The sequence below is a fragment of the Streptomyces sp. NBC_01445 genome, from assembly GCF_035918235.1.
In the GTDB taxonomy this organism is placed as follows: Bacteria; Actinomycetota; Actinomycetes; order Streptomycetales; family Streptomycetaceae; genus Streptomyces.
Genome location: NZ_CP109485.1, coordinates 8,173,918 through 8,195,531, shown reverse-complemented (window position 1 = coordinate 8,195,531; position 21,614 = coordinate 8,173,918). Strand labels below are relative to the sequence as shown.

General features: G+C 70.8%; 16 protein-coding genes and 1 pseudogene. 10 read left to right on the top strand and 7 right to left on the bottom strand.

What is annotated here, in order from left to right; genetic code table 11:
* Positions 1-100 precede the first annotated feature (100 nt).
* The 5 genes from OG574_RS37310 to OG574_RS37290 form a co-directional block, all read right to left on the bottom strand.
* Positions 101-706, bottom strand: coding sequence for a GTP-binding protein (locus OG574_RS37310; RefSeq protein WP_326776795.1), 606 nt, complete (start codon positions 704-706; stop codon positions 101-103).
* A complete protein-coding gene (locus OG574_RS37305; protein ID WP_326776794.1) occupies positions 687-4,334 on the bottom strand; it encodes a hydantoinase B/oxoprolinase family protein in 3,648 nt (1,215 codons plus the stop codon). Before OG574_RS37305 ends, OG574_RS37310 begins: the two co-directional genes overlap by 20 nt.
* A 72-nt stretch (positions 4,335-4,406) precedes the next feature.
* A complete protein-coding gene (locus OG574_RS37300; protein WP_100597502.1) occupies positions 4,407-4,811 on the bottom strand; it encodes a DUF742 domain-containing protein in 405 nt (134 codons plus the stop codon).
* A gap of 9 nt (positions 4,812-4,820) precedes the next feature.
* Positions 4,821-5,261, bottom strand: coding sequence for a roadblock/LC7 domain-containing protein (locus OG574_RS37295; protein ID WP_100597501.1), 441 nt, complete (start codon positions 5,259-5,261; stop codon positions 4,821-4,823).
* Positions 5,258-8,119 carry a sensor histidine kinase gene (locus OG574_RS37290; RefSeq protein ID WP_326776792.1) on the bottom strand — a complete coding sequence of 954 codons (2,862 nt, stop codon included), beginning with the start codon at positions 8,117-8,119 and terminating at the stop codon, positions 5,258-5,260. Before OG574_RS37290 ends, OG574_RS37295 begins: the two co-directional genes overlap by 4 nt.
* 414 nt (positions 8,120-8,533) lie before the next feature.
* Here OG574_RS37290 and OG574_RS37285 point away from each other — a divergent pair, with 414 nt between their 5' ends.
* Complete coding sequence (locus tag OG574_RS37285; protein ID WP_326776791.1) at positions 8,534-8,971, top strand: hypothetical protein; 438 nt, start codon at positions 8,534-8,536, stop codon at positions 8,969-8,971.
* A 142-nt stretch (positions 8,972-9,113) separates the two neighbouring features.
* Here OG574_RS37285 and OG574_RS37280 read toward each other — a convergent pair whose 3' ends face one another.
* Together OG574_RS37280 and OG574_RS37275 are read right to left on the bottom strand one after the other, a co-directional pair.
* A complete protein-coding gene (locus OG574_RS37280; RefSeq protein ID WP_326778744.1) occupies positions 9,114-10,301 on the bottom strand; it encodes an NAD(P)/FAD-dependent oxidoreductase in 1,188 nt (395 codons plus the stop codon).
* Between the two features lie 32 nt (positions 10,302-10,333).
* On the bottom strand, positions 10,334-10,654 hold the full coding sequence (locus OG574_RS37275; protein WP_116503570.1) for a bifunctional 3-phenylpropionate/cinnamic acid dioxygenase ferredoxin subunit: 321 nt from the start codon (positions 10,652-10,654) through the stop codon (positions 10,334-10,336).
* Between the two features lie 175 nt (positions 10,655-10,829).
* On the opposite strand from OG574_RS37275, the gene OG574_RS37270 reads away from it, so the two are divergent.
* The 9 genes and pseudogenes from OG574_RS37270 to OG574_RS37230 all read left to right on the top strand — a co-directional run bounded on the left by OG574_RS37270 (position 10,830) and on the right by OG574_RS37230 (position 21,608).
* Positions 10,830-11,648 (top strand): IclR family transcriptional regulator, encoded by an 819-nt coding sequence (locus tag OG574_RS37270; RefSeq protein WP_326776790.1) that lies wholly within the window; start codon positions 10,830-10,832, stop codon positions 11,646-11,648.
* A gap of 203 nt (positions 11,649-11,851) precedes the next feature.
* A complete protein-coding gene (locus tag OG574_RS37265; protein WP_326776789.1) occupies positions 11,852-12,937 on the top strand; it encodes an S-(hydroxymethyl)mycothiol dehydrogenase in 1,086 nt (361 codons plus the stop codon).
* Positions 12,934-13,103 (top strand): annotated as a pseudogene (locus OG574_RS37260) (MBL fold metallo-hydrolase); the annotation flags it as partial. The gene OG574_RS37265 and the pseudogene OG574_RS37260, both read left to right, overlap by 4 nt.
* Before the next feature lie 80 nt (positions 13,104-13,183).
* Positions 13,184-15,688 carry a GcvT family protein gene (locus tag OG574_RS37255; RefSeq protein WP_326776788.1) on the top strand — a complete coding sequence of 835 codons (2,505 nt, stop codon included), beginning with the start codon at positions 13,184-13,186 and terminating at the stop codon, positions 15,686-15,688.
* Between the two features lie 18 nt (positions 15,689-15,706).
* On the top strand, positions 15,707-15,862 hold the full coding sequence (locus OG574_RS37250) for a hypothetical protein (protein ID WP_326778855.1): 156 nt from the start codon (positions 15,707-15,709) through the stop codon (positions 15,860-15,862).
* A 41-nt stretch (positions 15,863-15,903) separates the two neighbouring features.
* The gene (locus OG574_RS37245) at positions 15,904-17,004 is read left to right on the top strand and encodes an aromatic ring-hydroxylating dioxygenase subunit alpha (RefSeq protein WP_398378036.1); all 1,101 of its coding nucleotides are present in this window, start codon (positions 15,904-15,906) and stop codon (positions 17,002-17,004) included.
* Positions 16,997-18,499, top strand: a complete 1,503-nt coding sequence (locus OG574_RS37240) for an aldehyde dehydrogenase family protein (RefSeq protein ID WP_326776786.1) — start codon at positions 16,997-16,999, stop codon at positions 18,497-18,499. The genes OG574_RS37245 and OG574_RS37240 overlap by 8 nt, the downstream gene beginning before the upstream one ends.
* Positions 18,496-20,061, top strand: coding sequence for an APC family permease (locus OG574_RS37235; RefSeq protein ID WP_326776785.1), 1,566 nt, complete (start codon positions 18,496-18,498; stop codon positions 20,059-20,061). Before OG574_RS37240 ends, OG574_RS37235 begins: the two co-directional genes overlap by 4 nt.
* Positions 20,058-21,608, top strand: coding sequence for a GMC family oxidoreductase (locus tag OG574_RS37230; RefSeq protein WP_326776784.1), 1,551 nt, complete (start codon positions 20,058-20,060; stop codon positions 21,606-21,608). The genes OG574_RS37235 and OG574_RS37230 overlap by 4 nt, the downstream gene beginning before the upstream one ends.
* The last annotated feature ends 6 nt before the right edge of the window (positions 21,609-21,614 follow it).

Genomic DNA, 21,614 nt, shown 5'->3' with positions numbered 1-21,614 from the left:
GACGACGGTCCGCACCCCGGTCGGCGAGGGTGCGGGCCGTTCCCATACCGACCGTTGCCATGCGGTCCGTTGCCATGCGGTCCGTTACCGCGCCGACGGATCAGATGGTGACCGGCTGGCGGCGGCGCGCACCCACGGCCATCGCGTGCTCGACGACGCCGATGAGGACCTCCTTGACGGTCTCCTTCTCACGCGCGTCGCACATCAGAACGGGCACGTCGGAGTCGAGGTCGAGGGCCTGGCGTACGGCGTCGGCCGGGTAACGGGCCGACCCCTCGAAGCAGTTGACGCCCACCACGAACGGTATGGAGCGCCGCTCGAAGTAGTCGACGGCGGCGAAGCAGTCCTCCAGGCGGCGGGTGTCGGCGAGAACGACGGCTCCCAGAGCGCCGGTCGCCAGCTCGTCCCACAGGAACCAGAAGCGGTCCTGCCCGGGCGTGCCGAAGAGGTAGAGCACCAGGTCCTCGCGGAGCGTGATCCGCCCGAAGTCCATGGCGACCGTGGTGGTGCGCTTGCCCTCGACGCCCCGGGTGTCGTCGAGCGGGCGGCCCGCCTCGCTCAGCAACTCCTCGGTGCGCAGGGGCTTGATCTCGCTGACCGCGCCGACGAGCGTCGTCTTGCCCACGCCGAATCCACCGGCCACGAGGATCTTGAGCGTGACGGGCTCCACGGGGGGCTTGCCGCGCTCAGAACGCCCGAAGATCATGGGTCTCTTCTCCTGCCTCACTGCTGTCGCTGTGGTCGTTCCCGGCGGGCGGCGGCGGACCGTATCCGCCGCCTCCGGGGGTTTCGATGACGAGTACGTCTCCGGGGAGCACGTCCGCCGAGTCGCTGCCGGCGAGCCGGTCGACCGTGCCGTCGGGGTGCTCCACGGAGTTGGCGCCCAGGGCTCCCGGCCCGCCGCCCGCCATGCCGTACGGCGGGACTCTGCGGTGCTGCGAGAGCGTGGACACGGTCATGGGTTCGAGGAAGCGAAGGCGGCGTACGGCGCCGTCGCCGCCGCGCCACCGTCCGGGGCCCCCGCTGCCTCGCCGCACGGCGAACTCCTCGAGCAGGACGGGCAGTCGCCACTCCAGGACCTCGGGGTCGGTGAGACGCGAGTTGGTCATATGGGTCTGTACGACGGGCGCTCCGTGGAAGCCGTCACCTGCCCCGGAGCCCGAGGCCACGGTCTCGTAGTACTGGTGGCTCTCGTTGCCGAAGGTCACGTTGTTCATCGTCCCGGAGCCCTCGGCCTGGATGCCCAGGGCCGCGTAGAGGGCTCCGGTGATGGCCTGGGAGGTCTCCACGTTGCCGGCGACGACGGCGGCGGGTGGCTCGGGGGCGAGGAACGAGCCCGGGGGGACGACGATGTGCAAGGGGCGCAGACAGCCGTCGTTGAGGGGGATGTCGTCGTCCACGAGGGTGCGGAAGACGTACAGGACGGCCGCGTTGACGACGGCGAAGGGCGCGTTGAAGTTGGTGGCGAGCTGTGGCGATGTTCCGGTGAAGTCGACGGTCGCGCCGCGCTGTTCGCGGTCCACGGTGACCCGGACGCGGATCGTGGCGCCGGAGTCGGTCTCGTAGGCGAACTCACCGTCCTGCAGGGCGTCGACAACGCGGCGCACGGCCTCTTCGGCGTTGTCCTGGACGTGCTTCATGTACGCCTGGACGACGTCGAGCCCGAAGTGGTCGATCATGCGGGCGACTTCGTCGACGCCCTTCTGGTTGGCGGCGATCTGGGCGCGCAGGTCGGCGAGGTTGGTCCGCGGGTTGCGGGACGGATAGGGGCCGCCGGTGAGCAGGCCCAGGGTCTCCGTCTCGCGGAAGCTGCCCCCTTCGACGAGCAGCCAGTTGTCGAAGAGGATGCCTTCCTCGTCGATGGTGCGGCTGCCCGCGGGCATGGAGCCGGGGGCGATGCCGCCGATCTCCGCGTGGTGGCCGCGCGAGGCGACGTAGAACAGGATCCGCTCACCCTCCGTGTCGAAGACCGGGGTGATGACAGTGACGTCGGGGAGGTGGGTGCCCCCGTGGTAGGGGTCGTTGACGGCGTAACTGTCGCCCGGCCGCATGCGCGTGCCGCGGCGGCGGATGACCTCCTTGACGCTGGTGCCCATGGATCCCAGGTGGACAGGGATGTGGGGGGCGTTCGCGACAAGGCTGCCGTCGGGGTCGAAGAGTGCGCACGAGAAGTCGAGGCGCTCCTTGATGTTGACCGACTGGGAGGTGGACTCCAGGCGCGCGCCCATCTGTTCGGCGATCGACATGAAGAGGTTGTTGAAGACTTCGAGGAGTACGGGGTCGGCTGCCGTGCCGATGTCGGAACTCTCCGTGACCGCCGCGCGTTCCATGATCAGGTGGCCGTCGTCCGTCACGGCCGCCCGCCAGCCGTCGTCCACGACCGTCGTGGAGCCGGACTCGGCGATGATCGCGGGTCCGGTGACACTTTCGCCGGGCGGCAGTTGGTCGCGTCGGTGCAGGGGCACGTCGCGCCAGGCGCCGCCGGTGTGGAGGCTGACGGTCTCCGGGGCGGCGGGCGGGGCCGAGCGGGGTGCGAGGGCGGACAGATCGGGGGGTGCGGTGAGGCCGGTTGCTTCGACGGAGAGTGCTTCGACGACGAGAGGGCGGTCGAGGGTGAAGGAGTAGGTGGCGCGATGGCGTTCTTCGAAGGCGGCGCGCATCGTGTCCGGGTCCGTGAGTTCCACGGTGAGCGTGGTGTCGGTGCCGTCGTAGCGCAGTTGGGCCCGGCGGGTGACGCGGATGCGGTCCTCGGGCACGTCCTCGGCGAGGAGTTCGGCTCGGGCCGCGCCCTCCAGGTCGTCGGCGGTCTTGTGGACGTGCGGCATGGCGGACGGTTCGAGCGGTGCCTCGGCGGACTGCTCGCGCATGGCGGTCGTGTCGGCGAGACCGATGCCGAGCGCGGACAGGACTCCCGCCATGGGCGGTACTAGGACGGTGCGGATGCCGAGCGAGTCGGCAACTCGGCACGCGTGCTGGCCACCGGCCCCACCGAACGTGGTGAGGGCGTAGCGGGTGACGTCGTGGCCCTTCTGGACGGAGATCCGCTTCACGGCGTTCGCGATGTTGGCGACGGCGATCTGCAGATAGCCCTCGGCGACCTGCTCCGGGGTGCGGTCGTCGCCGGTGCGGTCGCGGATCTCGCGGGCGAGCGCGGCGAAGCGGTCCCGTACGAGGGTGTGGTCCAGGGGCTGGTCGCCCTCGGGGCCGAACACCCGGGGGAAATAGGCGGGTTGGATGCGCCCGAGGGCCACGTTCGCGTCGGTGACGGTGAGCGGGCCGCCGCCGCGGTAGCAGGCGGGTCCGGGGTCGGCGCCCGCGGAGTCGGGGCCCACGCGGTAGCGGCTGCCGTCGAAGTGGAGGACGGAGCCGCCGCCGGCCGCGACGGTGTGGATGTCGAGCATGGGGGCGCGCAGGCGCACGCCGGCGATCTGCGTGGTGAAGACGCGCTCGTACTCCCCCGCGTAGTGCGACACGTCCGTGGACGTGCCGCCCATGTCGAAGCCGATGACGCGGTCGAATCCGGCGAGGCGGGAGACCCGGGCCATGCCGACGATGCCGCCGGCGGGGCCGGACAGGATGGCGTCCTTGCCGCGGAACTGCCCGGCCTCGGTGAGCCCGCCGTTGGACTGCATGAACATGAGGCGTACGCCCGTGAGTTGGTCCGCCACCTGCTGGACGTAGCGGCGAAGGACCGGCGACAGATAGGCGTCGACGACCGTCGTGTCCCCGCGCGGGACGAGCTTCATCAGGGGGCTCACCTCGCTGGAGAGCGAGATCTGCGGGAAGCCGATCCGGGCCGCGAGGGCGCCGATCTGCCGCTCGTGGTCGGGGTACAGATGGCTGTGCATGCAGACGACGGCGAGGGCCCTGATCCCGTCGTCGTACGCCTGACGCAGCGACACTTCGAGGGCGTCCGTGTCGAGGGGAGTGAGGACGGCCCCGTGGGCGTCGATGCGCTCGTCGGCCTCGATGACCCGTTCGTGGAGCAGCTCGGGCAGCTCGATGCGGCGGGCGAAGATGCGGGGCCTGTTCTGGTACGCGATACGCAGGGCGTCACGGAAGCCCCGGGTGACCACCAGGGCGGTGCGTTCGCCCTTGCGTTCCAGGAGGGCGTTGGTGGCGACGGTGGTGCCCATGCGGACGGAGTCGACGCGGGCGTGCCCCGACTCGCCCTCGCTGTCGAGAAGTTCGCGGATCGCTGCGACGGCGGGGTCGCGGTAGCGGGCGGGGTTGTCGGACAGGAGCTTGTGGGTGAGCAGGCGTCCGCCGGGGTGCCGCGCGACGACATCGGTGAACGTGCCGCCTCGGTCGATCCAGAACTGCCAGCCTGTCACGCGCGTCTCCGTTGTTCGCCCCGCTGCTCGCCTGGTCCCCACCCCCGTGTGTGGCCTCGGTGTACGCGTGGGTCAGAGCGCCCTGAGACCGTTGATCACGTCGCGCAGAATACTCTCGTCCGGGAGCTCGGCAGGGGGTACGGGCCGGGTCACATGGACCAGTTCCTCGTCGACGAGATCGCCGATGAGGACGCGTACGACGCCGATGGGAAGGTCGAGTTCCGCGGCGAGTTCGGCCACCGACTGAGGGCTGTCGCGGCACAGTCCGACGATGTCCACGTGTTCCGGGGACAGCGTCTGGTCGGCTGCGGGGTCGCCGATGCGGTGTTCCGCGACGACGACCGCGATCAGGTCGAGGCGATGCTGGGCCGCGCTGGTGGTGCGGCCGCGTGTCATGGCGTACGGGCGAACCACCGGTCCGGCGTCGTCGTCGAACCAGTGGTGCGTCTCCTGCGTCCCCTCCCCGTCAGGGCTCATACCGGCCCACTACCCGCCGGCGGACAGATCGGTGCGAGGAGCGGTCCCCAGATGCACGCCGACCCGCTTGACCAGCAAGGTCATCTCGTACGCGACGAGACCGACGTCGGAGTCCGCGTCCGACAGGACGGCGAGGCAGCTGCCGTCGCCGGCTGCCGTGACGAAGAGGAAGGCGTCGTCCAGCTCCACGACGGTCTGGCGGACGCTGCCCGCCTCGAAGTGCCGGCCGACCCCCTTGGCCAGGCTGTGGAAGCCGGAGGCGACGGCGGCGAGATGCTCGCTGTCCTCCCGGGTGAGGTCCTTCGAGACCCCGGTCGGCAGGCCGTCCCCGGAGAGCACGAGCGCCTTACGGATACTGGCGACGCGCTCCACCAGGTCGTCCAGGAGCCAGTTCAGCTCCCCGGAACCGCCGTTCGCGGTGGTGTGTGCGGCGGCCTTCGGTGCGGTCATCGACCGTCCCCCTCAGATGTCGTTCCCTGTGCTGTGCCGTCGGAGGCGTCGTCGCCTGCGGCGTTCTCCTCACGGCCGCGGCGCCAGCCCCGCTGGAGCGAGGCCATCCGGTTGCGGACCTCGTCGGCGTCGCGCTCGGCGGGGCTGTCCGAGTGGTTGGGCCCCTCCCGGTCCGCGGCGCGGTCGGCGCGCAGGTCGGGTCCTTCCTTGAGCTGCGGGGCGAGATTGGCCTGGCGCACACGGCGGGGCAGGCCACTCGGCAAGCTCGGCGCGGGGGCGTCGTCGGCCGGTTCCGGCGCGGGGTCGCGCACCGGCTCCGGGCGGCGTGCGGGAGCCGCGTCCTCCGATGCCTCGGCACGGGCGCGCCTGCGCGGCAGATCCGGCGCGGACGCCGAAGTGAGACGGCGCTCGCGGGGTCCCTCCGGGGCTTCCGCGCGGTACGCGTCCCCCGGGGTGTCCGGGGTCGAGGCCTCGGGATCCCGTGGGACGCTGCCCGGGTTCTCGGGTCGGCCGTCCGTGCGTTGGTTGTCCGATTCCGACTCGCCGGGCCTCGTGTGGGTGACGGGCCTGCCGTGCGAGCTGACGAGCTTCGGTGCCCTGCGGCGCGGCAGCGGCACGGGCGCGTCGTCGCCGTCGGGGCCGCCGGCCCGGTGGGTGGGCTCGGCCCGGTCCTCGAAGTCGTCGCGCGCGTGCTGGTGCTGCTCGCCCGGGAGCCCGGCGGGGCGGCGGCGCGGCCGGAAGAGCCCGCCCCGCTCGCTGTCCTCGTCATCGAGAGCGCCGGGGAAGGGCGCGAGGTCCGACGCCGCAAGCGGCGCCTCCAGCTCCACGGGCCCGTCCAGGAGAGAGGCCGGAAGACCCGGGAGCGGGCTGCCCGCCGTGGAGAGCTTCGGGGAGCGCACGCCCGGGGCTTTGCCGCGCCCGGCGCTGTTGGGACGGTCGAGACGGAAGCCGGCGCCCTCGGTGTCGGGGGCGTCGGTGAGCAAGGTGTCCGGGATGAAGACGATCGCGGTCGTGCCGCCGTACGGAGACGGCTGGAGCGAGACGCGGACGTTCTGCCGCTGAGCGAGCCGACTGACCACGAACAGGCCGAGCCGGTCGGTGTCGGAGAGTTCGAACTCGGGCGTCTCGGCGAGCCGCAGATTGGCGTCGAGGAGCGCGTCGGCCGCCATGCCGAGGCCCCGGTCGTGGATCTCCAGCGTGAAGCCGTTCGCGACGCGCTCGCCGACGACGTGGACGGCGGTGTGCGGCGGCGAGAACACCGTGGCGTTCTCCAGGAGTTCGGCCACGAGGTGGGTGAGGTCGGCGACGGCGGGGCCGGTGACGGCGATGCGCGGCAGGCGCCGGACCTCGACGCGCTCGTAGTCCTCCACCTCGGCGACGGAGGCCCGGACGATGTCCATGAGCTGGACGGGCCTGCGCCACTGCCGGGAGGGGGCGGCTCCGGAGAGGATCACCAGGCCTTCGGCGTGGCGCCGCATGCGCGTGGTCAGGTGGTCGAGGCGGAACAGGTCGGCGAGTTCGTCGGTGTCCTCGGTCCTGCGCTCCATCGTGTCGAGCAGGGTGAGCTGCTTGTGGAGGAGCACCTGGCTGCGCCGGGCGAGGTTGACGAAGACCTCGGAGACACCGTGGCGCAGTTCGGCCTGCTTGACGGCGGCCTCGACGGCGGAGCGCTGAAGGGTGTTGAGCGCCTGGCCGACCTGCCCGATCTCGTTCTTGTCGTACTCCAGGCGGGGGGCCTCGGTCTCCACGTCGACGTGTTCGCCTGCCGCGAGACGGCGCATCACGCTGGGCAGCCGCACACCGGACGCCTCGTGGGCCTCCAGGCGCAGCCGCCGCAGATCGCGGACGAGGCTGCGGCCGATGCGAACCGACAGGAACAGCGAGAGCAGCAGGGCGAGCAGGCCGAGCACACCGGCTACTCCGGCCTGCAGGAAGACATTGATGGCGACGGGGCGCGCCCGGTCCTGGTAGCGCTCCGTGGCGGCGGTGTCGCGCTTGACGAGCTCGTCGAGCACCTGGCCCGAAGCGTTGTTCCAGGCACGTGCGGTGACGCCCCGGGGGGTGCCCGCCGTGGAGTCGGCGAGGGTGTTCTCCGCCGTGCGCAGAGCCGCCGTGTCCGCGCTCTTCCAGTAGCGCTCGAACTCGGCGCGGTCGTCGCCGGGGAGCAGCGCGAGGCTGGTCTCGTACAGGATGCCGCGCTGGGCTACGAGGTCGGAGACCTGGCGCAGTTCCTTGTGTGTGATCCGGCGGGCGACGAGCGCCGAGCCGACCAACGCGTCCTCGCGGGACAGCAGTTCACGCGCGCGGAGCACGCCGATGACGGCGCGGCCCTGGCGGTCCATCGCCGAGTTGTCGAAGCTGCTGAGCGTGAGCAGGAAGTCGTACGTAGGGTCGATGAGGCGGTTGTAGAAGTCGAGGGCCTGCTCGCGGGTGACGGTTCCTTCGTCGACGTTGCGGCGCAGGGACTCGATGCCGTCGAATCCCTCGACGACGGCGCCGATGCGGCGCCGGGAGTCGTCGCTCATGTCGTCGCGGATCCCGGCGTTCTCGGCCTTCGTCCTGATCTGGGCCATCGCCTCGTCGGAGGCGCTGCGGCGGCTGCGCAGCTTGGAGAGGGCGTCGGAGGCCCGGGGGTCGGCCAGGTAGACAAGGGTCTGGCGACGCTCGTCCTGAAGGGTCCGCGCGGCGTCGGAGATCGGGTAGCCGATCTCGTCGGCGACCTTCCCCGCCGAAACCAGCTGAGTCGCGGCGCGGCCCGTGATCACCGTGGAGAAAGCCCAGATGGCGGTCAGGGACACCAGCGGCACCAGGAGCAACGCCACGATCTTCCGGCGGATGGACTTCCCGCGAAAGCGCATGGCCTCCCCCAGATCGACCCCTGTGGTCAGGGGTACACATGTGCGGCAACAAACGGCGCGAGCCTACTACTGACGCAGGTGCAACTCGAAGGCCTGTCCGGATGCTGTCCGGTGGCGAGTGGCGTGGGACGTCATCATGTGTCCGGGCATTGCGGGAGATTGCACCCCGCAAAGCGGCGCTCAAAATCCGGCACCATCCGGCCGGTCAGGGAAGGCAGTTGGCCGGAATCGATCGATCTTCGGCGGCAAGCAAATGACCGCCGCAATCCGGGGGAATCTTTCGACGCCGCCGTACGTCCTTCCTTACGGGTCATACGTGATGAGGCCCGCACGAGGTGAGCGGGCAGCGTAAAGCGGCGCAATCCGGGCAGCCATCGGAGAGCCTCGGTGCGGGAGCACCCAGGGCGGCGGGCTGTGACGGCGGTGGGGAGTGACGAACTGATGGGCACGGCAGAGCGGCGCGGGGAATTGTGGGTCGAGGAGCCGGCGAGGCGACGCCGGTTGCCGGATCCGGTGCGGACGGCGGCGGTACGGGCGGTGCTCATCGTCGCGCTGACGCTGATGCAGGCGGTGATCGCGTTCCTGTGCACCCTGGCCGACTCATGGCTGGCGTTCCCGATGGTGCTGAGCAGCGTGGGGAGCACGGTCGTGGCGACCTGGGGCGTGCTGGACGTCTGGGTGACCCGACAGGTGTGGAATCAGCGCAACGGCGTGGTGTCCGCGCCCAACAGCACGGCACGGCAGCTGCGCAGGGAGCGTCGCCAGGCGCGCCGGCAGGCACGCGCGCAGGGCCGTCCGGCCCCGGAACGCATACGGAGGCGTGGCGGGGCCGGACAGTTGACGCATACATAGGCGCGTGTAGGTAGTAGGTCGGTAGTTACGCGCGCGCGTGGGTCTGCGTAGGTAGGTAGTTAGGTGGGGTGGGATCGGTGACGGTTGCGTAGCGCTGGGGCAGGTGTCAGCTACCTACGCACGCCGAAGGCGAGAGTCATCGTCACAGCGCCACCGGCTCCGCGACGTTCTGCACGACCGGTCGCGCCTCGCCTCGCGCCAGCTCTCGGCGCACCCGTGTGAACGGTCGCGGCCGGTTCACCGCGAGCGCGGCCGTGGTCTCGCCCTCGCGCTCGTAGAGTGCGAGGAAGCTCCCGTCCTCCACGGCGCCTTCGATGACGCGGACCAGGTCCCCGTCCCTCCTGCGCCCGGCGAACTGGATGCGTGAGCCGTACTGGTCCGACCAGAAGTACGGCAGTGGCCGGACGGTCTCGACAGTGCGGCCCGCCAGCAGATTGCGTACGGCGACGCGCGGCTGGGCCGTGGCGCTCGTCCAGTGCTCGGCCCGCGCCCCGCCCACGCGTGCCACATCACCCACGGCCACGACCTGAGGAAGCGCCGTGACGCCGCCGTCGTCGCAGAGCACCCCGTCGCGCAGGGCGAGCGTCGAACCGGCGAGCCAGCCCGTGTTGGGGACGGCCCCGATGCCGACGACGACCACGTCGGCGGGCAGCACTCGCCCGTCGGCCAGTTCCACGCCGTGGACCGCGAGGTCGCCGTGGAGTGCCGCGACCCCGACGCCCGTGACCAGTTCCACCCCGCCGCGCGCGTGGAACCCCGCGCACACCGCGGCCATCTCCGGCCCGAGTTGGGGCAGGAGCGGCAGCGGCGCCGCCTCCACGACGGTGACCGCGTGGCCGAGCGCGGCGCACGAAGAGGCCGTCTCGGCGCCGATGAACCCGCCGCCGATCACGACCACGCGCCGCGGCCCGCGCAGCAGTTCGGCACGCAGGGAGCGCGCGTCGTCGAGAGTCCTGAGCGTGTGCACGCCCGCGAGGGTGGGTCCGGGCAGCCGGCGGGCGCTCGCCCCGGTGGCGATGACGACCCCGTCCGTGGACACAGTGCGGCCGTCCTCCAGGAGGACCGTGCGTCCGCGCGCGTCGAGCCCGCGGGCCCGTACGCCGAACATCCACTCGGCGCCCAGTTCCAGCGTCTCGTCGACGTCGGAGAGGGCGAGCTGGTCCTCGCCGGCCTTCCCGATGAGGAAGTCCTTGGACAGCGGCGGGCGGTCGTACGGGCGGTGCGGCTCCTCGCCCACGATCACGAGACGGCCGTCGAAGCCCTGGGCCCGCAGCTCGCGGGCGGCGTACAGTCCGGCGAGCGAGGCGCCCACCACGGTCACGGTCCTCATGCCGGATCCCGTGCTCATTCCGTTGACAGTGCTCATGCGGCGGTTCCTTCCTCGGCGGCAGGATGGACGTGGACCACGCCGTCGTCGACGGTCACCCGGTGGGTGCGTACGGGGCGGCGGGCGGGCAGGCAGGTCGGCCGCCCGGTACGGAGATCGAATGAAGCCTCGTGGAGCGGGCATTCGACCAGACAGCCCTCCAACCAGCCCTCCGACAGGGAGGCGTCCTGGTGGGTGCAGGTGTCGTCGATGGCGTACAGCTCACCGTCAGCATTGAAGACGGCGATGGGCGGTGCTGTGTCGATGCGGACGGATCCGCCCTCGGGGAGGTCTTCAAGGCGGCAGACGGGTATCACGGGCCCCCCTCTTGGTCCAGGACTGTCTGACTGAGGACTGTTCGGTAACATGGCGTTCCGTATGGCGCACGAGGGAGCGCTATGCGCAACAGAATCCGGTCGGGGTGCCCGCCGCGTCAAGGGCTTCTCGAAGATGCGACCCGCCAAGGGGTCGCAAGGTGGTGAGAGTTGAGTGATGACCCGCAAGGAATCGCAGGCTGAACCAGGCACGACGGCACCGGAGAAGGCCCCGAAGGGCGCGGCCGCCTCCGTCCAGTCCGTGGACCGCGCGGTGAGCGTCCTCGAGATCCTCGCCCGGCTCGGCGAGGCGGGCGTCACCGAGATCGCCGACGAGCTGGACGTGCACAAGTCCACCGCGTTCCGGCTGCTCGGAGTGCTGGAGAACCGCGGCCTGGTCGGGCAGGCCAAGGACCGCGGCAAGTACTACCTGGGGGCGGGGGTACTGCACCTCGCGGGGGCGGCGGCAGTGCGCCTGGACATCTCGCAGGAGGGCGTGCCCGTCTGCCGTGAACTGGCCGACGAGCTGGGCGAGACGGTCAACATCGCGATCCTCGACGACGATGTCGCCGTCAACATCATGCAGGCGCGCGGCTCCGCCTCCGTCACGGCGCAGAACTGGCTGGGCAGACGCACTCCCCTGCACGCCACATCGAGCGGCAAGGTGCTGCTCGCCCATCTGCCGTCCGCGCTGCGCGAGGGCCTGCTCGCCCGCCCGCTGGCGCGCTTCACCCCGCACACAGCGACCGGGACGGCGTCACTGCGGGCCGAGCTGGAGGCCGTGCTCGACCAGGGGTACGCCGTCGCCGTGGAGGAGCTGGAGGTCGGCCTCGCCGCGGTTGCGGCCCCCGTGTTCGCCCACGACGGAAAGGTCATCGGCGCGATCAGCGCGTCGGGTCCCGTGTACCGGCTGACCGAGGAACACCTCCCCGAGCTGGCCAAACGCACCGTCGCGGCTTCGACCGAACTGTCGCGCCGGATGGGATACGGCTTCTAGCAGGACGTTCCGCAGCACGGTTACTGAACGCGGGGTCAGGGAAACCTGGCCCCGCGTTCTGCGTGTGTCGACGAGGTTTCGGTGCGGCCGATCGTTTTGCCAAGCATTAACTCCCACCCCTTGACGGGGCCTTGATGGCGTTTCCAAGATGTTCCTCATCGCGCAACTGAGCGTGCATTGCGCAACAGCAGAGGAGTTTGGTCGTGCCACATGAGGTCCGCGCCGTCGTCGCTGTGAAGAAGGGCGCACCCGTCGAGGTACAGACGATCGTCGTGCCGGATCCCGGTCCGGGCGAGGTTCTGGTCAAGGTGCAGGCATGCGGGGTCTGCCACACGGATCTGCACTACCGGGAGGGCGCCATCAACGACGACTTCCCGTTCCTGCTCGGCCATGAGGCGGCCGGCACCGTCGAGTCCGTCGGCGACGGGGTCACCGACCTCACCCCCGGCGACTACGTGGTGCTCGCCTGGCGCGCCCCCTGCGGCAACTGCCGTTCCTGCCGTCGCGGCCGCCCCTGGTACTGCTTCGACTCGCGCAACGCGACGCAGCCCATGACGCTGCTCGACGGAACGCCGCTGAGCCCCGCGCTCGGTATCGGCGCGTTCGCCGAGAAGACCTTGGTCGCGGCCGGACAGGCGATCAAGGTCGACCCCGCGGCGCGTCCCGAGGCCGCGGGCCTGATCGGCTGCGGCGTGATGGCCGGCTACGGCGCGGCCGTGAACACGGGCAACGTCCAGCGCGGCGACACCGTCGCCGTCATCGGCTGCGGCGGCGTCGGCAACGCGGCCATCGCGGGCGCCTGCCTCAACGGCGCGCGCCGCGTGATCGCCGTCGACATCGACGACAAGAAGCTCGACCAGGCCGAGCGGTTCGGCGCCACGCACACGGTCAACTCCCGTGGCACGGACCCGATCGAGGCGGTGCGCGCGCTCACCGGCGGGTTCGGCGTCGACATCGCCATCGACGCGGTGGGCCGCCCGGAGACGTACAAGCAGGCGTTCTACATGCGCGACCACGCGGGCGTGCTGGTCCAGGTCGGAGTGCCCGAGCCGGACATGGCGGTGGACATTCCGCTCATTGACCTGTTCTCGCGCGGCGGATCGCTCAAGTCCTCCTGGTACGGGGACTGCCTGCCGAGCCGTGACTTCCCGGTCCTCATCGACCAGTACCTCTACGGGTTGCTCGACCTGAACGCGTTCGTGTCCGAGACGATCGCCCTCGACCAGGTGGAGGCGGCGTTCGCGAAGATGCACCGCGGCGAGGTGCTGCGCTCGGTGGTGGTCCTGTGAGCCCCGCGGCCCGCACCGAACGCGTCGTCACCTCGGGCACGCTCAGCCTGGACGGACGTTCGACGTCGAGAACAACGTCTGACTGATCGGCGACGACGAGGAGGTCCTGACCGTCGACGCCGCACACGACGCGTCGGCGATCACGGCCGCCGCCGCGACCGGCGACCCGTCCTCCTGCACCCCGCGGCGCGCGCCGACATACCTGCCGCACAAGGCCATTCCATCCCCACCAGCATGAGGAGGGGCATGTCCAGCACACCCGAAAAGCCCGGAACATCCAGCCCTCGCGTCGTCGTCATCGGCGCCGGAATCGTCGGCTGCTCCCTCGCCGACGAGCTCACCGCCCGCGGCTGGACCGACGTCACCGTCCTCGAACAGGGCCCGCTGCCGGCCCCCGGCGGCTCCACCTCGCACGCGCCGGGCCTTGTCTTCCAGACTGGCCCGTCCAAGACCCTCACGGAGTTCGCCCGGTACACAGTGGAGAAGTTCAAGACCCTTGAGGTGGACGGACTTCCCTGCTTCAACCCGGTGGGCGGCCTGGAGCTGGCGACCACCCCCGAGCGCTGGGCCGACCTGCACCGCAAGGCCGGTTACGCCGCCTCCTGGGGCGTGCGCGGCGAACTCGTCAGTGCCGCGCGCTGCAAGGAACTGTGGCCCCTCATCGACGAGTCGGCCGTACTCGGCGGCTTCCACACCCCCGACGACGGCCTGGCCCGCGCCCTCCTTGCCTCCCGCGCCCAGATGCAACGCGCCCGCGAACGCGGCGCCACCTTCCTCGACCGGCACACAGTCACCGGCATCGAGCAGGAGGACGGCCGGGTCACGGCGGTGGTCACCGACCGCGGCACCTTCCCCGCCGACCACGTCGTCTCCGCCGCCGGATTCTGGGGCCCGGTGATCGGCCGTATGGCCGGCGTGGACGTCCCGCTCCTGCCCCTCGCGCACCAGTACGCGAAGACCGAGCCGATGGCGGAGCTCGACGGAGCCAACGGCCCCCGCACGGAGGCCTCGAAGCCGATCCTCCGCTTCCAGGACCGTGATCTGTACTTCCGTGAGCACACCGACCGCATCGGCATCGGCAGTTACGCCCACAAGCCCCTGCCCATCGATCCGTTCAAGGTGCTCGACTACGACACGGCGCGGGCCACCGAGCTGGACATGCCGTCGTCGCTGCCCTTCACCCAGGAGGACTGGGCGCCCAGCTGGGAGGACTGCCGGTGGCTGATCCCCGCGCTGCGTGAGACCGAGATCGAGGAGGGCTTCAACGGCGTCTTCTCCTTCACGCCCGACGGGATGCCGGTCCTCGGCGAGACCCGGGCGCTGCGCGGCTTCTGGCTGGCCGAGGCGGTCTGGGTCACGCACTCCGCGGGCGTCGCCAAGGCCGTCGCCGAGTGGATGGTCGACGGGCGGCCCTCCGTCGACGTGCACGAGTGCGACCTCACCCGGTTCGAGGACGCCCAGCGCTCCCCCTCCTATGTGCACGACCGCGGGGCGCAGCAGTTCACCGAGGTCTACGACGTCCTGCACCCGCTCCAGCCGGCCGAGCAGCCGCGCCCGCTGCGGGTCAGCCCCTTCCACGCCCGCCAGGAGCAGCTCGGCGCGTACTTCCTGGAGGGCGGCGGCTGGGAGCGTCCGCACTGGTACGAGGCGAACACGGACCTGCCCACCGGCGACCTGCCCGAACGCGACGCCTGGTCGGCCCGCTACTGGTCGCCCATCGCGGCCGCCGAGGCCAGGGCCACCCGCGAGAAGGTAGCCCTCTACGACATGACGCCCCTGCGCCGGCTGGAGGTCACGGGCCCGGGTGCCCTCGCCTTCCTCCAGCGCATGACGTCGAACAATCTCGCGAAGAAGCCGGGCGCGGTCACGTACACGCTCCTTCTCAACGAGGCGGGAGGCATCCGGTCCGACCTGACCGTCGCCCGTCTCGCGCCGGACCGCTTCCAGATCGGCGCGAACTCCCCCGCCGACCTGGACTGGCTCACGCGCCACGCGCCCGGTGGGGGCACCTCCCGCTCGAGCGAAGCCGAAAGTGGGGGAGTACAGATCCGGGACATCACCTCCGGGACCTGCTGCATCGGCGTCTGGGGCCCGCTGGCCCGCGACCTCGTCCAGCCGCTGACCCGCGACGACTTCTCGCACGAGGGCTTCGGCTACTTCCGCGCCAAGCAGACCTACCTCGGCCATGTGCCGGTCACCGCGATGCGCCTGTCGTACGTGGGTGAGCTGGGCTGGGAGCTGTACACCACCGCCGACCTGGGGCTGCGACTGTGGGACACGCTGTGGGAGGCGGGGCGGGAACACGGCGTGATCGCGGCCGGGCGCTCGGCCTTCAACAGCCTGCGCCTGGAGAAGGGTTACCGCTCCTGGGGCCACGACATGACCGAGGAGCACGACCCGTACGAGGCGGGCGTCGGATTCGCCGTCCGCATGGACCGCGGTGACTTCCTGGGCAGGGCGGCGCTGGAGCGCAAGGGCGAGCAGCCGGCCCGCAGGCTCACGCCGCTCCTCCTGGACGACCCGGCGGCCGTCGTGCTCGGCAAGGAGCCCGTCCACGTCGAAGGGGTCCCGTCCGGCTACGTCACCAGCGCCTCGTACGGCTACACGCTGGGCCGATGTGTCGCGTACGCGTGGCTGCCGCCGCTCCCCTCCGGCACGGGCGTCCACATCGAGTACTTCGGCGAGAAGGTCCCGGCGACGGTCGCCGACGAGCCCTTGTTCGACCCGAAGATGACCCGCATCCGCCGCTGATCGCGCGGAGGTCCGGACATGTCACGCACCTATGACGTGTTCGGCCTCCGCGAGCGGGCCACCGAGTCCGTGCCCGTCGTCGGTGAGATCGTCGCCGACCTCGCGCTCACCGGCGCCACCGCGTACCCCATCGACCTCTTCGACCCCAGCCGCCTCGCCGCCGCGCCCGCCTGAGGAGTCCGCACGTGACGACGACCCCGATTTCCCCCAGCCTGATGGCCACGCTGCCCGGGCACTACTACACCGATCCGGACATCTTCCGGCAGGAACAGGAACGCCTCTTCGAGTCGATGTGGTTCTGCGCCGTACGCGCCGCGGACCTCGACAAGCCGGGCACGTTCCGCACGGTCCAGGTCGGCCGCGAGAACGTCCTGATCACCCGCTCCCGCACCGGCGAACTGCGGGCCTTCCTCAATGTCTGCCGCCATCGCGGCGCCCGCCTGTGCACGGAGGAGTCCGGCCAGGTCCGCCGCAACCTCCAGTGCCCGTACCACGCGTGGACGTACGACCTCGACGGCAAGCTCATCGCTGCGCCGAACCTCGTGCAGATGCCGGACGTCGACCGTACCGAGTACGGCCTGGTCAAGGTCGCCCTGCGCGAGTGGCTCGGCTACGCCTGGGTCAGCCTGGCGGATGAGCCGCCCTCCTTCGAGGAGACGGTGATCGGCGATGCCGTCGAGCGGCTCGGCGACACGGCCTCGATCGAGCGGTACCACACCCAGAATCTGGCTCTCGGCAAGCGCATCACGTACGACGTGAAGGCCAACTGGAAGCTGATCGTCGAGAACTTCATGGAGTGCTACCACTGCGCGACGATCCACCCCGAACTGACCGATGTCCTGCCGGAGTTCGCGGACGGCTACGCCGCCCAGTACTACGTGGGCCACGGCGCCGAGTTCGGGGACGGCGTGAAGGGTTTCACCGTCGACGGCAGCGAGGGCTTCGGCCGGCTGCCCGAGGTCGCCGAGGACCAGGACCGCCGCTATTACGCGATCACCGTGCGGCCGACGGTCTTCATCAACCTCGTCCCCGACCATGTGATCCTGCACCGGATGTTCCCGCTGGCCGAGGACCGCACGGTCGTCGAGTGCGACTGGCTGTACGCGCCCGAGGTCGTCGAGTCGGGCGCCGATGTCTCCAAGTCCGTGGAGCTGTTCCACCGGGTCAACGCCCAGGACTTCGAGGCCTGTGAGCGGACCCAGCCGTCGATGGACTCCCGTGCCTACCGGCGCGGCGGCGTACTCGTCCCGACCGAGCACCACATCGGGATCTTCCATGAATGGCTGACCTCGAAGCTGGGCGGTGCCCATGCCTGACCTGTTCATCGGCGGCGGATGGACCACCGCCCGCGACGAGCGGACCCGTGAGATCCGCTGCCCCGCCGACGGCTCGCTCGTCGCCGTGGTCGACGAGGCGGGGGCCAAGGACACCGCCGACGCAATCGCCGCGGCCCGCCACGCCTTCGACGAAGGCCCGTGGCCCCGGATGTCGGCGGCCGAACACGGCGACCTCCTCCTGCGCGTCGCGGACCTGCTCGTGCGCGACAAGGACGCGCTGGCCCGCGCCGAGTCCCTGGACACCGGGAAGCGGCTGGTCGAGAGCGCGTACGACATCGACGACATCGCGAACTGCTTCCGCTACTTCGGGCGGCTCGCGACCGCCGACACCGGGCGCGTCGTGGAAACGGGGACGGCGGGCGCCGAGAGCCGGGTCCTGTACGAGCCCGTCGGGGTGTGCGCCCTGATCACCCCCTGGAACTACCCGCTCCTGCAGACCGCGTGGAAGGTCGCCCCGGCGCTCGCGGCCGGCAACACCTTCGTCCTGAAGCCCAGCGAGCTCACCCCGCACACGGCGATCCATCTGATGCGGCTGCTCGACGAGGCGGGGCTGCCCGCGGGCGTCGCCAATCTGGTCCTCGGCGCGGGCCCGGAGGCGGGCGCGCCGCTCGGCGACCATCCGGACGTGGACCTCGTGTCGTTCACGGGCGGTCTGCAGACCGGACGGCTGCTCATGGCCGCCGCGGCGGGCTCGGTCAAGAAGGTCGCCCTCGAACTCGGTGGCAAGAACCCGAACATCGTGTTCGCGGACGCCGACTTCGACGCGGCCGTCGACATGGCGCTCACCGCGGTGTTCCTGCACTCGGGGCAGGTGTGCTCGGCCGGCGCTCGGCTCCTGGTGGAGGACTCGCTGCACGACCGCTTCGTGGACGAGGTCGTGCAGCGCGCCGAACTCATCAGACTGGGCGGCCCGTTCGACGACGACGCGCAGACGGGGCCGTTGATCTCGGCCGCGCACCGCGCCAAGGTCGAGGCGTATGTCGCACGGGGCATCGAGGAGGGGGCGGTGCTGCGCTGCGGCGGCGCACGGCCCGAGCCGGCCGCGTACGAGCAGGGCTTCTACTACCTGCCGACCGTCCTCGACGAGTGCACGAGCGGCATGTCCGTCGTGCAGGACGAGTCCTTCGGCCCGGTCCTGACCGTCGAGCGGTTCACCGACGAGGCGGAGGCGGTGCGGCTCGCGAACGACTCGATCTACGGGCTCGCGGGCGCCGTCTGGACGAGCGACGAGGCGAAGGCGGCGCGCGTCGCGGGCGCCCTGCGCCTCGGAACGGTCTGGATCAACGACTACCACCCGTACGTCCCCCAGGCCGAGTGGGGCGGCTACAAGCAGTCCGGGACCGGCCGAGAACTCGGCCCTTCGGGGCTCGCCGAGTACCGCGAGACCAAGCACATCTGGCGCAATACGCAGCCCGTCGCACAGGGCTGGTTCGGCGCGCCGCCGGAGTGTCCCGAGGACGGTGACCCGTCATGAGCCAGGACGAGAGCACACAGGAGACGCGGAGCGGGGACGACGCCGAGCTCGCCGAGTTCGGCTACCGGCCCGAACTCAAGCGCACGCTGGGCAACTTCCACACCTTCGCCGCGGGCATCAGCTACATCTCCATCCTCACCGGCACCTTCCAGCTCTTCTACTTCGGATTCGCGAACGGCGGCCCGGCGTACTGGTGGTCCTGGCCGATGGTGTTCGGCGGCCAGTTCACGGTCGCCCTGTGCTTCGCCGAACTCGCCGCCCGCTATCCCGTCGCGGGCTCCGTCTACAACTGGGCGAAGAAGGTGGGCAATCCGCACATCGGCTGGCTCGCCGGCTGGATGATGCTGCTCGCCTCCGTCGTGTCGATCGCGGCCGTCGCGCTCGCCTACCAGCTGACGCTGCCGCAGATCTCGTCGGCCTTCCAGTTCATCGGGGACGGCACCGGCCCGTACGACGTCGCGACCAACGCCGTCGTCCTGGCCTCCGTACTGATCCTCTTCACCACGCTCGTCAACGCCTTCGGTGTGAAGCTGATGGCCACCATCAACACGGCCGGCGTCTTCCTCGAACTGATCGCGACCGTCGTCCTGATCGTGCTGTTCGCGGTGCACATCGTGCGCGGCCCGCAGGTCGTGACCCACACGGCCGGGGCGGGCCACGGCCAGCCCTTCGGCTATCTGAGCGCGTTCCTCGTCGCGTCGCTGGCCTCCGCGTACGTGATGTACGGCTTCGACACGGCGGCCTCGCTCGGCGAGGAGTCCCTCGACCCGACGCGGGGCGCGCCGCGCGCCATCATCCGCGCGATCGTCGCCTCGTTCGTCCTCGGCGGGCTGATCCTGCTGCTCGCCCTGATGAGCGTGTCGAGCCTGACCGGCGAGAAGCTGTCGACGGACGGCCTGCAGTACGTCGTCCTCGACGTGCTCGGCCCGACGGCCGGCAAGGCGATGCTGTGGTGCGTGCTGATCGCGGTCACGGTGTGCGCGCTCGCCGTGCACACCGCGGCCATCCGCCTCGCCTTCGCGATGTCGCGCGACAACAACCTGCCGGCGTCGTCGGTCCTCGGCCGGGTCAGCCCGCGGTTCAAGACGCCGGTCGTGCCGGCCGTGGTCATCGGCGTACTGGCGCTCGCGATCCTGGTCGTCAACATCCGCCAGCCGCAGATCTTCACCGTGGTCACCAGCATCGGCATCATCATGATCTACCTCGCCTATCTGCTGGTCACCGCCCCGATGCTGGTGGCGCGGCTGCGCGGCAAGTGGCAGCCGGCGGGCGACGGGAAGTTCTCCCTGGGCCGCTGGGGACTGCCCGTCAACATCATCGCCGTGCTGTGGGGCGGCGCCATGACGCTCAACCTGATCTGGCCGCGCGCGGCCGTCTACAACGCCGCCGCCCCCTACCACTGGTATCTGCGCTGGGGCGCCGTCCTGTTCATCGGAGTGATCGCGGGCGGCGGCTTCGCCTACTACTGGTTCGTCCAGCGACACCGCACCGGTGTCCTCACCGAACACGCGGCCGAGCCCGCCCGAACCGTTGCCCCAATGGAGGAGGTCACCACCCCATGAACTCTGACGTCTTCGACTACGTCGTGGTCGGCGGAGGCACCGCCGGAAACGTCGTCGCGGCGCGCCTGTCCGAGGACCCGTCCGTCAGCGTGTGCGTCCTGGAGGCGGGACCGAGCGACGTCGGCGACGACAACGTCCTCCAACTGGACCGCTGGATGGCCCTGTTGGACTCCGGATACGACTGGGACTACCCGGTCGAGCCCCAGACCAGCGGCAACAGTTTCATGCGCCACGCGCGCGCCAAGGTCCTCGGCGGCTGCTCGTCCCACAACTCGTGCATCGCCTTCTGGGCGCCGGCCGAGGACCTGGACGACTGGGCGGCTGCGGGGTGCGCCGGCTGGGGCGCCGCCGACGTGTTCCCGCTCTACAAGCGCCTGGAGAACAACGACGCCCCCGGGGACCACCACGGCCGCTCCGGCCCGGTGAAGCTGCGTTCCCTCAAGGGCGCGGACCCGTGCGGCAGCGCGCTGCTGGCGGCCTGCGCCGAGGCGGGCATCCCGACCACGCCGTTCAACACGGGCCGCACGGTGGTGCGCGGCGCCAACTGGTTCCAGATCAACTCCGACGAGAACAACATCCGCCAGTCGTCCTCGGTCGCCTATCTGCACCCGGTCATGGGCAGGCGGCCCAACCTCTCTGTGCGGACGGGGGTGCGGGCCAAGCGGCTCGTCTTCGAGGGCCGGCGCTGCGTGGGCGCCGAGTACCTCGACCCCGACCTCATCCACACCAGGACGGTGCGTGCCCGCCGCGAGGTGGTCCTCTCCTGCGGCTCCATCGACTCGCCCAAGCTCCTCATGCTGTCCGGGATAGGCCCGGCCGGTCATCTGCGCGAGAGGGGCGTGGACGTGCTCGTGGACTCCCCCGGGGTCGGCGAGAACCTCCAGGACCACCCCGAGGGCGTGATCATGTGGGAGGCGAAGCAGCCGATGACCACCACGTCCAGCCAGTGGTGGGAGGCCGGCATCTTCTACGACACCGAGCCCGGCCTCGACCGGCCCGACCTGATGTTCCACTACGGCTCCGTGCCCTTCGACATGAACACCGCGCGGTACGGCTATCCGACGTCGGAGAACGCCTTCTGCCTGACGCCCAACGTGACACGCGCGAAGTCACGCGGCACCGTGCGGCTGCGCACCCGCGACTACCGGGACAAGCCGCTCGTCGACCCGCGGTACTTCACGCACGAGCACGACGCGCGCGTGATGACGTACGGGCTGAAGCTGGCGCGGCGCATCGCGGAGCAGCCCGCGCTCGGCGGCTGGGCGGGCGCGGAGCTGGCCCCCGGGCCTGATGTCCGCACCGACGACGAGCTGCTCGACTACATCCACAAGACGCACAACACCGTCTACCACCCGGCCTGCACGGTGAAGATGGGCGCGGACGACGATGCCTCGGCCCCGCTCGACGCGCGGCTGCGCGTGAAGGGGACCGAGGGCCTGCGCGTCGCCGACGGCTCCGTGATGCCGGACCTCGTCACGGTCAATCCGTGCATCACGACGATGATGATCGGCGAGAAGTGCGCCGATCTGCTGCGCGCGGACGCCTGATGCGAC

Excerpts from the sequence above, each read along its gene's own strand:
- OG574_RS37290 (WP_326776792.1), bottom strand. The coding sequence starts at position 8,119 with ATGCGCTTTCGCGGGAAGTCCATCCGCCGGAAGATCGTGGCGTTGCTC.
- OG574_RS37250 (WP_326778855.1), top strand. The coding sequence starts at position 15,707 with ATGTCACGCACCTATGACGTGTTCGGCCTCCGCGAGCGGGCCACCGAG.
- OG574_RS37245 (WP_398378036.1), top strand. The coding sequence starts at position 15,904 with ATGGCCACGCTGCCCGGGCACTACTACACCGATCCGGACATCTTCCGG.
- OG574_RS37295 (WP_100597501.1), bottom strand. The coding sequence starts at position 5,261 with ATGACCGCACCGAAGGCCGCCGCACACACCACCGCGAACGGCGGTTCC.
- OG574_RS37235 (WP_326776785.1), top strand. The coding sequence starts at position 18,496 with ATGAGCCAGGACGAGAGCACACAGGAGACGCGGAGCGGGGACGACGCC.
- OG574_RS37270 (WP_326776790.1), top strand. The coding sequence starts at position 10,830 with ATGACCCGCAAGGAATCGCAGGCTGAACCAGGCACGACGGCACCGGAG.
- OG574_RS37310 (WP_326776795.1), bottom strand. The coding sequence starts at position 706 with ATGATCTTCGGGCGTTCTGAGCGCGGCAAGCCCCCCGTGGAGCCCGTC.
- OG574_RS37240 (WP_326776786.1), top strand. The coding sequence starts at position 16,997 with ATGCCTGACCTGTTCATCGGCGGCGGATGGACCACCGCCCGCGACGAG.
- OG574_RS37300 (WP_100597502.1), bottom strand. The coding sequence starts at position 4,811 with ATGAGCCCTGACGGGGAGGGGACGCAGGAGACGCACCACTGGTTCGAC.
- OG574_RS37255 (WP_326776788.1), top strand. The coding sequence starts at position 13,184 with ATGTCCAGCACACCCGAAAAGCCCGGAACATCCAGCCCTCGCGTCGTC.
- OG574_RS37280 (WP_326778744.1), bottom strand. The coding sequence starts at position 10,301 with ATGAGGACCGTGACCGTGGTGGGCGCCTCGCTCGCCGGACTGTACGCC.
- OG574_RS37230 (WP_326776784.1), top strand. The coding sequence starts at position 20,058 with ATGAACTCTGACGTCTTCGACTACGTCGTGGTCGGCGGAGGCACCGCC.